Origin of the sequence: Ruminococcus flavefaciens AE3010 (assembly GCF_000526795.1) — a bacterium.
Lineage (GTDB): Bacteria > Bacillota > Clostridia > Oscillospirales > Ruminococcaceae > Ruminococcus > Ruminococcus flavefaciens_D.
In genome coordinates this window covers 1451784-1464532 of sequence record NZ_JAGT01000001.1, presented here as the reverse complement: position 1 = coordinate 1464532, position 12749 = coordinate 1451784, and the positions used below count along the sequence as shown (strand labels likewise).

Here is a 12749-nt window from a genome sequence, read left to right as displayed (position 1 = left end):
TGTGATTTATTCCTCTGGAAGTTTTAATGATAATGTATCGCCGTCGGAAATTCCTCTTGGATTGGTAAGTACGATGTCGTTTTCGTTGAGATTGCCCGAAGTAACTTCAAGGTAGTAGTCACCGTCGAAGCCCTTGGTGATCTTGCGCTTTGAGATAACGTACTCGCCCTTGCTTGTGGAAGTAGCGATGAATACGTAATATCCGTCGTTGTCTCCGCCTATAACAGCGTCATAAGGAACGCTGAGAGCATCGTTGCATCTGTCAAGGATTATCTTGACGCTTGCGGACATGCCGATAAGGAGCTCGCTGTCCTCTTCGTCGATGCTTACCTCAACGGTATAGCCCTCTGAGGGATCCTTCTCGTCGGAAGAGATTATTCTTTCTATGCGCTTTACCTTGCCGCTGATGACCTTTTCGCCTGTAGCTGAGGTCTTGATCTCGGCTGGCATATCCTCGCTTATCCTGAGGATATCGGATTCGTTGACCTTGCCTGAGATGACAAGCTGTGAAGCGTTTGCAAGGGACATGATAGTTGAAGATGAGGGAACGCTTCCCACAGCAACGTTGAGCTGTGTTATAACGCCGTCCTTGGGAGCCTTTACGATACAGCGGTCGATCTTTTCCTGAAGCTCCTTGAGCTCCTTTTCCGCGTCGGAGGAATCAGCCTTGAATTTCTCGGAATCAAGTACGTCCTGTGCTTTCTGGATAGCAGCGTCGCCGTTCTTGATAGCGTCCTCGTATGCCTGCTTTGCAGCGGGGATAGCGTCCTCGTAGGAGGGGAGCTTTGCGTGGAGCTCATCGGCAGCGTCGCCTATCTTTCCTGCTCTTTCAAGGAGAGACTCCCATCTTGCCTTTTTAGCTTCGGCGTCATCGCCTGAAGCGGCTACCATTTCATCGTATGCATGATCGGCTTCGATAATGAGGGAGTTGTACTCATCGACCATATTGTTATAGTCCTCGTAAGCCTGATCGCGCCTTTTTTTGGAGTTTTCGATCTCGTCCTGAGCCTTTTTTACAGCGTCCTCCTTAGCCTTTTTGGCTTCGGTGAGGTTTCTCTCGTTAAGGGCGTGGTCGTGCTCGGAAGCTCCCTGAGCCTTTTCGCTGCTTGCCTTGAGAGAATTGTACTTCTCCTTGAGCTGAGCAGAGTCGAATTCGCAGAGAACATCGCCTTTCTTTACAGTGTCGCCCACCTTGACGTTGAGCTTCTTGACCTGGAGGTCGGATTCGCCTCTTATGCTGACATTGTCGCTGCCCGAGACACTTCCCGACATACTGACGTATTTTACCAGATCACGTTTTTTTACATAGCCGCAGTCGCTGGACTTTACGGATACCATTGACGTAGCTCCGCCAATAGCGTTCTTGAAAAAGAATACTCCGCCTGTGCCGATAATAAGGAGTATCAGCAGTGCTATAAAGATCTTGAGTTTTTTGTTGGATTTTTCCATTAAAACATCTCCTTCAGAAATGACATATTTATATTGTAATAATACCATATTTTTAATATATCGTCAATGACTTTTTCCCTGATATAAGCAAAAAACAGAAATTTTACAATTTAAGCTCTTTTTTACTGCTGATATTATGAGTATAGCACCCAAAAGTTTAAAAAGTCCTTAAATTTTGAAAAAAATTGTTTTTTTGCAGGGCATGTTGAAATTTCTCAAAAACTGTGCTATAATGCATTATTGAAAAGGCACAGGCAATGATCTTTAACATGAAAAGAGGGCAAATATGGGGTGCTTGGGTAATATTTTATGGTTCATATTCGGCGGATTTGCCAGCGGACTAAGCTGGCTGCTGGCAGGACTGCTGTGGTGCATAACGATAATCGGGATACCGATAGGCATGCAGTGCTTCAAGCTGGCGAAGCTGTCATTCTTTCCCTTTGGAAAGACGGTTGAGTACGGGGGCGGACCAATTTCGCTGACAGCAAATATATTCTGGCTGATATTCAGCGGTATACCGCTGGCAGTGGGCTTTGCAGCATGGGGAGCTCTGCTCTGCCTGACCTTCATCGGTATACCCTTTGGGGTGCAGATGTTCAAGCTGGCAAAGCTTGCGCTCATGCCCTTTGGAGCAACAGTAAAATGAAAAAGGATTTTACGCGGATATTCTTCCGCTATGTGTTTGAATTCGCCGCAGCAGGCTTTGTGGGCTGGCTGTACGAGGTGGCGACGACGTGGATAATGTTCCGCTATTACGAGAACCGCGGAATGCTCCACCTGCCCATAATACCCATATATTCAGTGGGAGCTTTCATACTTCTTGCTATGCTGAGAAAGAAGCGGCACCCGCTGTTCATATTCCTCTTTGCCACAGTAGTTACAACAGTATTCGAGCTGGGAGCGTCCTATCTGCTGGAGTTTATCTTCCATGAGCAGTTCTGGACCTATGAGACATGGTATTTCTCCATACTGGACAGATCAAGCCTGATATCCAGCGCCATATTCGGTATCCTTGCAGTAGCCTATTTCTATGGGCTCCACCCTTTGTCGGGAAAGCTGAGCGGGAAGCTGCCCGAGCCTGTGTGCCTCGGCACGGGAGCATTCATGGCAGGAGCCATACTCACGGATATCGTTTTATCATTCAGTGAACATCTTAAATAGCAGAAAAAGCTGCCGAGCCTATGAACGGGATTCCAAAGGGACTTTGTTCCTTTGGTCAGGTCAAGGGTTACTCCCCACAGGGTGGGGAGATGTCGCAATGCGACAGAGGGGACGGACCCGATTAGGGGGACAGCCCTTGCGGGGTTCGGGGCAGCGCCCCGAATACGTCAGGCGCTTCGCAAGGGGTGAATAAAAAACAGTCCGGTGGACTGTTTTTTTAGAGGGGACGCCTTGCAAGTTAAGGCGTCCCCTCATTTTTCAGGAATGCTGCTCCTATTGACAAAATGCCTGTATAATGGTATAATCAGCCTATGGGAAAGATGCTCCGTGATCGGCGGAGAGAAAATGAAATGAGGTAACTTATGAAAACTGCGGTAATGACCGATACAAACAGTGGAATAACTATTGAGGAAGGGGAGAAGCACGGCGTTTATGTGCTCCCCATGCCCGTTATCATAGATGGAAAAGACTATATGGAGGAGCTTACCCTCACACATGAGGAATTATACAAGGCACTGAACGAAAACAAGGATATAGTGTCCTCTCAGCCCTCTCCCGGAGCTCTCACTGCTATGTGGGACAAGATACTTGCGGAGGGCTATGACGAGCTGGTGTATATCCCTATGTCAAGCGGTCTCAGCGGCTCCTGCAATACCGCTAAGGCACTTGCTGTAGACTATGAGGGAAAGGTTGCCGTCATAGACAACCACCGTATCTCCATTACTCTGCTGGACGCAGTCTACGACGCGAAATACCTTGCCGACAACGGCAAGACCGCTGCGGAGATAAAGGCTTCTCTTGAGGAGAACGCCTACCAGAACGACATATATATCACGCTCCAGACCCTGAAGCGTATCACCAAGACAGGACGTATAACTTCCGCAGGAGCTGCTATCGCTACGGTGCTGAACTTAAAGCCCATACTGAAGATACAGGGCGGCAAGCTTGACGCTTATGCAAGAGTCCGCGGAATGGCAGCTGCCGAGGAGAAAATGCTTGAAGCAGTCCACAAGGATCTTGAGGGCAAGTACGCAGGTATACCAAAGGAGCATCTGAGCATCGGCGCTGCGGGAACTATGGAGACTCCCGAGGAAGTAAAGCGCTGGGTGGACATAGTGAAGAACGAGTTCAAGGGCTACAAGGTAACATACAGACCACTGGCGTGCAGTATCGCTTCCCATGTGGGAACAGGCACACAGGGCGTAGCTGTGGGACTTACAGCTCGTTCACTTGAAATAGACTGATAAAAACAAGCCCTTGCCAAATGGTAAGGGCTTTTATCATGCGTAGGGGCGGATATTATCCGCCCGCAGTTTATGATCACGGGCGGCGGAACGCCGCCCCTACAAAAACACTATGCACTAATCACTAATAACTAATAACTAATCACTTGAGGAAGCCGTTGATTATCTGCTCCTCGGCTTCTGCCTCGGTAAGTCCCAGAGTCATGAGCTTGATGAGCTGCTCGCCTGCAATTTTGCCGATAGCAGCCTCGTGAACCAGAGCTGCGTCGATGTTGTTTGCTTCAAGAGAGGGAACAGCGAGAATACGACCGTTGTCCATGATAATGGAGTCGCACTCCGTATGACCGCTGCAAGCCGCGTCGCCCTTGATACAGAGGTCAAGCTTCTGGTAGGAGTCGTCACGGGCTACAGAACGTGATACCACGTCTGCGCTTGAACCGTCGCCCAGCAGGCTGACCTTGTAGATACTGCCTGCGTACTGCTTGCCGTGGGTCATGAGCCTTTCGCGGACAATGAGCTTTGCGTCGCCTTTGAGCTCCGCAACAGTTGTTCTGTCGGTGGAGTCAACGCCCTTTATCTGCACCATTTCCATTTCCATGGTGCTGCCCTCTTCCATGTAGACCTCGGTAACGGGATTTAGTATGCGCTTGCCTGTGCCGTCGCCCGAGCCGTAGTGCTTCTCCACGTACTTGATACGGGAGTTCTTGCCGACATAGAAGCGGTGTATGCCGTCGTGCTCGGAGTCCTGAGAGCCGCAGTTGTCTATGCCGCAGCCTGCAACGATGAGCACGTCGCAGTCCTCGCCGATGTAGAAGTCGTTGTAAACGTTCTCCTTTAAGCCGCTCTGACTGAGCACAACAGGGATATGAACGCTCTCATTCTTGGTGCCGTCCTTTATGCGGATATCGATTCCGCTGACGTCGGTTTTTGAAGTTATATCAATGTTTGCGGTGGTATTTCTGCCTACTGACTCGCCGTTTGCGCGGAGATTGTAAGCTCCCTCGGGGATATTATGGAGATCGGCGACCTCCTGAAAAAGTCTTTTCTGAACTGCGTCCAAAGCTGCCATATTATCCCTCCTTACGCCATTTTGCTGCAAACATTTATTGCATTTTCGGTGCCTGTTATCTCGGGGAGAATGATATCCCTGCTGCCCTGCTTGGCTATTTTGCCGTCCGCAATGACAACTATCTCGTCAGCGATATTGAGGATACGCTCCTGATGAGAGATAACCACGATGGACCTGCCGCGGCGGTCCTTGCGCATATTCTCGAAAATACGGATAAGATTATTGAAGCTCCACAGGTCGATGCCTGCCTCGGGCTCGTCAAAGAGAGCCAGCTTCACATCGCGTGCAAGTACCGTAGCTATCTCGATACGCTTTAATTCGCCGCCCGACAGGGAAGCGTTTATCTCGCGGTCGATGTAGTCCTTAGCGCAGAGACCTACCTCGGAGAGGTACTCGCAGGCTTCGGAAACAGAAAGGCTCTTGCCTGACGCGATCTTGAGTATATCATGTACGGTCATGCCCTTGAAGCGCACAGGCTGCTGAAAAGCGAAGCCGATACCCATGCGGGCGCGCTCGGTTATGGACTTCTCGGTGATGTCCTCGCCGTCGAAGATTATCTGACCTGATGTGTTCTTGATGATACCTGCCACTATCTTGGCGAGGGTGGACTTACCGCCGCCGTTGGGACCTGTTATTACCACGAATTTGTTGTCCTCAACAGTGAGGCTCACATCGCGGACTATGCCAATGCTCTGACCCTCGTCATCAGCATTGAACGTAATATTTTTCAGTTCGAGCATTTTTAACTCCCTTCGTTATAAATCCAAATTTTGCGGAGCAAAATTATGATTTTGACATTTCTTTATCAATTATACCACGTAAAACAGTGCAAATCAACACGGCAGATGATTTGTTGCACTTGCGAAACATGAGCGATATTTGAATTTCGGCTTAAAATAGGCTTTTGTAAGTTATTGAATACTAACAACTTATAGTTTTTGTCTATAAGATGCCTTATCTGCAAAATATGAACTTCGGGTATAAGTTTTGCGGATTTCAATGCTTTTGCGTTGAAAAACTCCCCTTTACGGACTATATATGGAAGCACTTTTATAATCCGTGAAAGGAGAAATAATATGGTCGTTATTCTGAAAGAAAAATTCGTCAGCTTCGACGAGGGAGTTTCCGTGGTCATTGCGGAGCTTGCCGCAGACGCAAAGACCGAGCTCCCCACAGCAGACGGGCTTGAGGGCAGAAAGCTCTCGCCTGCGTCCCTTGCGTGGGAGATAAGCACAGGGGAGTTTTACGGCTTCGGCAGCGACGGAAAATGGGTGAACCAGACTACAGGTGAAACTTATGATCCCACACCTGCCCCTGAACCCGAGCCAGACCCCGAGCCTGAACCTGCCCCTGACCCCGAACCCGAACCTGTGGGCGAGTAAGCCCGAAAAATGCCCGAAAGCTCCATAGCTTTCGGGCATTGCCTTTATTTGTGTTTTGTGTTATAATTTTGATGAAAGGAGCGATAACAATGGCACTGAATAAAAACGAAACTCCAATACTTGAATATGACACTGATACAAAGTCGGTTTTTCAGTCCCACAAGGTAAGCACCGAGCTGCCGAGAAAGGCAGTCTACGGCTTCCTCGGCAGCTGTATAGACGAATACGCGGCAGCTCATAATGCCCGTATTGCCGACGTTATACCTACCATAACCAAGGACTATCCCATATATATCATCGAGCAGGGCGGCGAGGAGATTTGCCTCTGTCAGGCTCCTATGGGAGCTCCTGCGGCTGTGCAGAATATGGAGATACTCATCGCAAAAGGAGTTAAGCACATAATCTCTGCGGGCTCATGCGGAGTTCTTACTCCAATGGCTGAAAATGAGTTCATTGTACCTGTTCGGGCGCTCCGCGACGAGGGCTGCTCCTACAAGTATCTGCCGCCTGAGCGCTATGTGGAGCTTGATATGTCCATGACGGAGCATATCTGCGGAGCTCTTGGCAGTAAAAATATACCTTACCGCAAATGCACCACATGGACTACCGACGGGCTTTTCCGTGAAACTCCCGATATGGTCACATATCGCCGCAGTGAGGGCTGCGACACGGTGGATATGGAGTGTGCCGCACTTGCCGCCTGCGCAAAGTTCAGAGGTGTGGACTTCGGTATGCTGTTTTTCACGGCGGATTCACTTGCGGACATTGACAATTACGACATGCGCGACTTTGGCAAGGCTTCACTGGTGCCTGCTCTGGAGCTATGCCTTGACATTATCGGAAGCTGCTGATCGGGGGAGATCATCATGGCAATTATTGAAATTACAGACCTTTCCGCCGAGGAGCTGCGCCCTTATGCCTGCACCTCGGAGCTGGAGCTGCTGAGAAGCGGCATATTCATTGCGGAAAGTCCCAAGGTCATTCGTACTGCGCTGGATTCGGGCTATGAGCCTGTATCTTTGCTTATGGAGAAGAAATACCTCAGCGGACAGGCAGCAGACATAGCCGAGCGCTGCGGCGGTATACCCATATATACGGCGAGCTCGCAGCTGCTCACGGAGCTGACGGGCTACAAGCTGACGCAGGGTGTTTTATGTGCAATGGGCAGAAAAAAATTGCCTGCCCCTGCGGATATACTTGCAGGTGCAGACCGCATTGCTGTCCTTGAGGACGTTATGAACCAGACCAATATCGGAGCTATATTCCGCAGCGCGGCAGCTCTGGGCTTTGATGCGATAGTGCTCACCTCGGCGTGCAGCGACCCGTTTTTTCGACGTACAGTCCGCGTGAGCATGGGAACTGTGTTTCAGCTGCCGTGGACATACCTGAGCAGGGGGGCTCCCGACTATATCGGGGAGCTGAAAGCAATGGGCTTTGCCTGTGCGGCAATGGCACTGCGCAAAGACACTGTGCGTATCGACGATGTGAAGCTCCGCAGCGAGGAAAAGCTGGCGGTGATACTTGGCACAGAGGGTACGGGACTTAAAGAAGCTACCATAGACCGCTGCGACTATACCATAAAGATACCTATGGCGCACGGCGTTGATTCCCTTAACGTAGCCGCTGCCAGCGCGGTGGCATTCTGGCAGCTCAGCAAAAATATTAGTGAGTAGAGAGTAGTGAGTAGAGAGTAGTAGGGGCGGATATTATCCGCCCGAAACGTAGGGGACGGCGTCCTCGACGTCCCATCTGTTACGTAATGTGTTTAGCGGAACGGCTGGGCGCCGTTCCCTACAATGGGCTAATGGCTAAAGGCTAACGGCTAATGGCTTCCTCATATCTCTTTGCGGAAGCGCACGAAGTATGACTCCTCGTCCTCATGGTGGATATAGCAGCCGTTTTTCAGCATGGCTCTCAGTGACGCGGGATTGTTTCTGCGGACACGCAGGTATACCTCCTCCTCTGGGACGGTCTCGCAGGCTTTTTCAAGGAGCATTGCAAGTCCCTGCGTACCGCAGCCCTTGCCGCGGTGCTGGGGAGCTATGTAATACCCGATATGTCCTGCGCCGTTCACAAGAGACTCACAGAGGTAGTGGCGGAGCTGCAGCTCGCCGATTATCTCATTGTCATTCCACAAAAAGTATGTAGTGGCAGGCACATAGCCCTCGGGCAGACGCTCTCCCACGGAGTTGGCGATTATCACGTCAAGGGCGTCGTCGAAGTCCTCGCGGCTGATGCCGTGGTATTCGTTGATGAAGCCGTTTTCGTCCTCGGGTATGTCACGGACAAAGAGGTACTCCTTTTCGATGTCGTCTGTGTTGGCGGTTTTGAGATAAAGCATAGGCTGCTCCTTTCGTGCAGTTTTTTTTACTATTATATACCATAGCTTCGCCGAAAACAAGGCGGAGCATTTTTTATATGTGAATATTGTGTAAAATGCCACATATATTTTGTATAGTCGGGCTAAAAAATATTCAAATTATTGACAAATCTTGCATAAGATGATATAATTATCTTATATGCAGCATATAACTGCACGCCGCTTTTCAGCGGTACGACGGCGATTTTTTTAGGGGTGAGGATATGGCAAGAGTTTCTATAAAGGTGGTTTATCAGAACGAGACCTTTTTGCAGGCAGGACTGAAAAAGAGGGAGCAGATAAGCGAGGAACAGCTGAAATTCGTGAACAAGAACACGAATAAAGGACTGCTCAGCGTGAACTGGGAAAAGACCTCTTCCAAGAACCTGCTTAAATATAAAGTCAGCAATATGACAGCGCTTTCCGAGTACGTAAAGCAGAACCTGACTCAGGAGAAGTACTTTGAGCTGATACGTCAGATACAGAAGATAATGGAATTTGCCAGTGAGAACAAGCTGAGCTACGATCATCTTGTACTGACAGATCCCAAGAACGTATACTATGACATTGAGAGGAAAAAGATCGGAGTGGCATTTCTCCCCGTTAAAAGCGATGACTACAGCTGCGCAAACGTGGTGAAGTTCCTTGCGAAGCTCCATAAATACGCAAATATCACAGTCACCGATCAGGGGGTCATGCAGAAGTACGTGTTCTTCCTCAATGATTACCTGAAAACCAAAAAGAGCAGCGTGCTCACACATAATCACCTGTACAATCTGCTCCATGATGTGCTTGAAGTTTCCATGGGCACGCCCTCGCAGATACAGGCAGAGGAAAAGGCTGAACAGCCTGCCGCAGGAAGCAGTACTGCCTCAGCGGCTGATGATTCGGATCACACGATCGTAGTAAGCGGCGGAAGAAGAACGGACTGCGCGGCTTACCTCAAGGACGAGAACAACAGGGAATTCCCCATAGACCATTTCCCTTTCACTATAGGAAGAAAAGCAGACAACGACCTTGCCCTCACCGATAAGGGCACTGTGTCAAAGCTCCACGCTGTAATAACATACGAGAACGGAACGTTCTATATCGAGGATAAGGACTCCTCAAACGGCACCTTCCTCAATGATTTTGCCGAGAATGCTCAGCGCGTCATAAAGGAAAAGCTCAGCAGCGGAGATGTTATCTATATCTATAATCTGCCATATGTGTTTACTGTGAATTCCTCGGATAATGCCACCGTAGTGGTCAATGAACCTGCTGCACGGAAGAAGTCCGAGAGCAAGAGCAGCAATAAGATGAAGAATATCGCTTATCTTATCAATTCCTCCAGCAAGGAGAAGGTGCCCATATTCGTGTACCCCTTTACCTGCTCGGAGATATCGGGCATAGTTATCGGACGCGAGAACGGCCGTGACAGACACAGCATATATATCGAGAATATCTCCTGCGGCTCACTTTCCGTTGAGGGCAGCGAGGTTGCCGAGGGCAGCAGAGAGGACATATTCTCGGGCTGTAATTTTCAGTATCACGGCATACCATTTACATTTTTTGAAGAAAATTAACGGTGAGTTTTTATGAAATACGTTTTTTCCTACGTAACTACCGAGGGTGCGGTGAGAAAGATCAATCAGGACTCCCTTTTTATCGTTACCGCAAAATATAAGGACGATGAGATATTCTTCGCCGCTGTATGCGACGGAGTGGGCGGACTCTCGGGAGGCGAAAAAGCCAGCGGCTATGTGTGCAAGCGCATAAACCGGTGGTTTACCGATGATTTTTCAGAGCTCATAAGCAGCGGCGCTTCAATACTGAAGATACGCCAGTCCCTTGACGACCGCCTGCATCAGCTCAACGACAATATCAACGCCTATGCGGAGAAGAAAAACTCCGATATGGCAACTACCTTTACTGCTGTCCTTGTCATACCTCAGCTGGAGCGCATACTCACAGCCCATGTGGGCGACTCTCGGCTGTATATGATATCCGATGAGGAGATAAAGCTCATGACCTCGGATCACTCTGTGGTCATGCAGGAGGTACGAAACGGCATAATCACCGAGGAAATGGCTGAGAACGACCCGAGACAGAACCAGCTCACCAACTGTATCGGAGCAGGTCTTGAGGACACATCATACGACTACAGCATCGCGGATATAAGCGAGGGTACCTGCTATATGCTCTGCTCGGACGGCTTCCGCAAGAAGCTCTCCGCCGATGAGATACACGAGTACCTTGCGCCCTCCAACAACAAGGATGAAAAGACCATAACCTATAATCTGGAATGTCTCAAAAACAAGGTCATGAAGCGCGGAGAAAAGGACAATATCACTGCCCTTATGGTAAAGCTCTGCTGAAAGCGAGGAGATAGGTTTGCTCAACGAAGGCTTTGTGCTTGAAAACAGGTACAAGATCGTTAATATTGCGGGAAAAGGCGGTACCTCCGTGGTGTACCGTGCTCTTGACCTGAAAGCCAACAACGCTCAGCGAGCTGTTAAGGAGGTCAAAAAGACCAACGGCACCGACGCCTACAATGCAAGGCAGGAGTCGCTGCTCATCAAGGAATTCTGCGAAAAGGACGTGAAGAATTCCTACTTTCCCAATATTATCGAGATAATCGACAATAAGCCCGACGCCCTTTATATCGTTCAGGACTATATAGACGGCGTTTCCATGGAAAAGCTTCTCGCTTACTATCCCTTCCGACACAATATGGTGCTGAAATATGCCAAGGATATATGCTCTGTCATATCCTTTATCCATAAGTGCGGACTGATACACAGCGATATGAAGCCTGATAATATAATGGTCGTAAGGACTGAGGAGGATATGGAGAACTCCAAGCGTCCCGACAAATTCGGCAAGCTGAAATTCATTGACTTCGGCTCTGTTATCGAGAGGCGAGAGGGTACCTTCGCTTATACCCCTGCCTATGCCGCTCCCGAGCAGTTCCGCAAGGAGGAGCTTGACGAAAAGACCGATATATTCAACATCGGTGCTACTCTCTTCCACATGATAACGGGCAGAAAGCCCATGAACGTCTCCGTCAACGGAAAGCTGGTAAGCTCCGCGGAGCGCTTCGTGTTCGACAAGGGCACGAATGCGGGACTTGTGAGGATAATCCGCAAGTGCGTCCACGATGACAAGAACAAGCGCTACCGCTCCTGTGACGAGCTCTATGCAGACCTTGACAGGGCGGAGAACCACACATACATAAGAGTTACTGCCATACTTGCAGGTCTTGCGGTCATTTCGCTGGGAATATCCCTTTTTGCGGGAATAATGTCCCATAAGAAAGGCAGCGAGGACTTCAATACCCTACTTGAAATTGCCGAGAGCTCCAATGAATACGGCGAGAGGTCGGAGGCTTTCGAGAACGTTATAAAAGCCGACGGTTCCTATGCGAAAGCCTATCTGGAGCTTATCGAGCTCTATAAGAACGATCAGGTGTTCAAAGCAGATGAGGTGGAGCAGATACGCAGGCTCATAAACGAGAACGTCAATCTTCTGCAGCGCTCCTCGGAGTATGAGGACGTGGCTTACGAGCTGGGAATTCTTTACTGGTATTACTACTTCTACGGAAGCGATGCCGAGGATATCAAGAACCAGAATACAGGCATAACAGGCAAGATCGCTGCCGTTAAGTGGTTCAGGGAGGCTCAGACCGAAAACTTCAAGGTGAAGAGCCCCAAGAAGTATCAGATAGCCCGTGTATACTGCGCTATCGGTGACTTCTATTCACAGAGCCAGAAAAAGGAGAACGAGCTCCTCGGAAATGATATTTCCGCCGATCTCTGGAGCAGCATGAATGAGCTGGGAGAGCTGGTGGAGACTGAAAATGCAGGCTCGGATATCATTATCCTTGAGACCTACAAGACCCTTGTTAATCTTGAATATACCAATATGAACGAGTTTTCCAAGGCAGGCGTAAGCTATGCCGAGCAGAGGAAATTCATAGAGAATATCAAAGAAAAGACTGAGAAGATGTATCCTCAGGGCGGTACTGCCGCCGAAGCAAAGGACTATATTCTCGGCTCATACGATATGATAATACAGAGCATTGAGGGCTCTGAGTAAGGCAGGCG

General features: G+C 49.3%; 13 protein-coding genes. 9 read left to right on the top strand and 4 right to left on the bottom strand.

Annotated elements, in window-relative coordinates:
* Positions 1-6: 6 nt before the first annotated feature.
* On the bottom strand, positions 7-1449 hold the full coding sequence (locus tag N774_RS0106260) for an efflux RND transporter periplasmic adaptor subunit (RefSeq protein WP_024860420.1): 1443 nt from the start codon (positions 1447-1449) through the stop codon (positions 7-9).
* Positions 1450-1735: 286 nt separating this feature from the next.
* On the opposite strand from N774_RS0106260, the gene N774_RS0106255 reads away from it, so the two are divergent.
* The 3 genes from N774_RS0106255 to N774_RS0106245 all read left to right on the top strand — a co-directional run bounded on the left by N774_RS0106255 (position 1736) and on the right by N774_RS0106245 (position 3854).
* On the top strand, positions 1736-2095 hold the full coding sequence (locus tag N774_RS0106255) for a YccF domain-containing protein (RefSeq protein WP_024860419.1): 360 nt from the start codon (positions 1736-1738) through the stop codon (positions 2093-2095).
* Positions 2092-2610, top strand: a complete 519-nt coding sequence (locus tag N774_RS0106250) for a putative ABC transporter permease (RefSeq protein WP_024860418.1) — start codon at positions 2092-2094, stop codon at positions 2608-2610. The genes N774_RS0106255 and N774_RS0106250 overlap by 4 nt, the downstream gene beginning before the upstream one ends.
* Positions 2611-2972: 362 nt before the next feature.
* On the top strand, positions 2973-3854 hold the full coding sequence (locus N774_RS0106245; protein WP_024860417.1) for a DegV family protein: 882 nt from the start codon (positions 2973-2975) through the stop codon (positions 3852-3854).
* A gap of 142 nt (positions 3855-3996) precedes the next feature.
* Here the strand turns inward: N774_RS0106245 and N774_RS0106240 are convergent, their stop codons facing one another.
* On the bottom strand, positions 3997-4923 hold the full coding sequence (locus N774_RS0106240; protein ID WP_037280161.1) for a SufB/SufD family protein: 927 nt from the start codon (positions 4921-4923) through the stop codon (positions 3997-3999).
* Positions 4924-4934: 11 nt separating this feature from the next.
* Positions 4935-5663: an ABC transporter ATP-binding protein gene (locus N774_RS0106235; RefSeq protein WP_024860415.1), complete on the bottom strand. Its 729-nt coding sequence runs from the start codon at positions 5661-5663 to the stop codon at positions 4935-4937.
* A 336-nt stretch (positions 5664-5999) separates the two neighbouring features.
* Here N774_RS0106235 and N774_RS19435 point away from each other — a divergent pair, with 336 nt between their 5' ends.
* The 3 genes from N774_RS19435 (at position 6000) to N774_RS0106220 (ending at position 7978) form a co-directional block, all read left to right on the top strand.
* Positions 6000-6305: a hypothetical protein gene (locus N774_RS19435; protein WP_024860414.1), complete on the top strand. Its 306-nt coding sequence runs from the start codon at positions 6000-6002 to the stop codon at positions 6303-6305.
* 89 nt (positions 6306-6394) lie between these two features.
* Positions 6395-7156 carry a nucleoside phosphorylase gene (locus tag N774_RS0106225; protein ID WP_024860413.1) on the top strand — a complete coding sequence of 254 codons (762 nt, stop codon included), beginning with the start codon at positions 6395-6397 and terminating at the stop codon, positions 7154-7156.
* 15 nt (positions 7157-7171) lie between these two features.
* Entirely contained in the window at positions 7172-7978 is an 807-nt protein-coding gene (locus tag N774_RS0106220; protein WP_024860412.1) for a TrmH family RNA methyltransferase, read from the top strand.
* A gap of 161 nt (positions 7979-8139) precedes the next feature.
* Here N774_RS0106220 and N774_RS0106215 read toward each other — a convergent pair whose 3' ends face one another.
* Positions 8140-8646, bottom strand: a complete 507-nt coding sequence (locus tag N774_RS0106215; protein ID WP_024860411.1) for a GNAT family N-acetyltransferase — start codon at positions 8644-8646, stop codon at positions 8140-8142.
* Between the two features lie 242 nt (positions 8647-8888).
* On the opposite strand from N774_RS0106215, the gene N774_RS18100 reads away from it, so the two are divergent.
* The 3 genes from N774_RS18100 to N774_RS0106200 are packed head-to-tail and all read left to right on the top strand — an operon-like array spanning position 8889 to position 12741.
* A complete protein-coding gene (locus N774_RS18100; protein WP_024860410.1) occupies positions 8889-10229 on the top strand; it encodes an FHA domain-containing protein in 1341 nt (446 codons plus the stop codon).
* Positions 10230-10241: 12 nt separating this feature from the next.
* Positions 10242-11021: a PP2C family protein-serine/threonine phosphatase gene (locus N774_RS0106205; RefSeq protein ID WP_024860409.1), complete on the top strand. Its 780-nt coding sequence runs from the start codon at positions 10242-10244 to the stop codon at positions 11019-11021.
* 16 nt (positions 11022-11037) lie between these two features.
* Positions 11038-12741, top strand: a complete 1704-nt coding sequence (locus N774_RS0106200; RefSeq protein WP_024860408.1) for a serine/threonine-protein kinase — start codon at positions 11038-11040, stop codon at positions 12739-12741.
* The last annotated feature ends 8 nt before the right edge of the window (positions 12742-12749 follow it).

Coding starts and splice junctions, on each gene's coding strand:
- N774_RS0106260 (WP_024860420.1), bottom strand. CDS start 1,449: ATGGAAAAATCCAACAAAAAACTCAAGATCTTTATAGCACTGCTGATA.
- N774_RS0106255 (WP_024860419.1), top strand. CDS start 1,736: ATGGGGTGCTTGGGTAATATTTTATGGTTCATATTCGGCGGATTTGCC.
- N774_RS0106250 (WP_024860418.1), top strand. CDS start 2,092: ATGAAAAAGGATTTTACGCGGATATTCTTCCGCTATGTGTTTGAATTC.
- N774_RS0106245 (WP_024860417.1), top strand. CDS start 2,973: ATGAAAACTGCGGTAATGACCGATACAAACAGTGGAATAACTATTGAG.
- N774_RS0106240 (WP_037280161.1), bottom strand. CDS start 4,923: ATGGCAGCTTTGGACGCAGTTCAGAAAAGACTTTTTCAGGAGGTCGCC.
- N774_RS0106235 (WP_024860415.1), bottom strand. CDS start 5,663: ATGCTCGAACTGAAAAATATTACGTTCAATGCTGATGACGAGGGTCAG.
- N774_RS19435 (WP_024860414.1), top strand. CDS start 6,000: ATGGTCGTTATTCTGAAAGAAAAATTCGTCAGCTTCGACGAGGGAGTT.
- N774_RS0106225 (WP_024860413.1), top strand. CDS start 6,395: ATGGCACTGAATAAAAACGAAACTCCAATACTTGAATATGACACTGAT.
- N774_RS0106220 (WP_024860412.1), top strand. CDS start 7,172: ATGGCAATTATTGAAATTACAGACCTTTCCGCCGAGGAGCTGCGCCCT.
- N774_RS0106215 (WP_024860411.1), bottom strand. CDS start 8,646: ATGCTTTATCTCAAAACCGCCAACACAGACGACATCGAAAAGGAGTAC.
- N774_RS18100 (WP_024860410.1), top strand. CDS start 8,889: ATGGCAAGAGTTTCTATAAAGGTGGTTTATCAGAACGAGACCTTTTTG.
- N774_RS0106205 (WP_024860409.1), top strand. CDS start 10,242: ATGAAATACGTTTTTTCCTACGTAACTACCGAGGGTGCGGTGAGAAAG.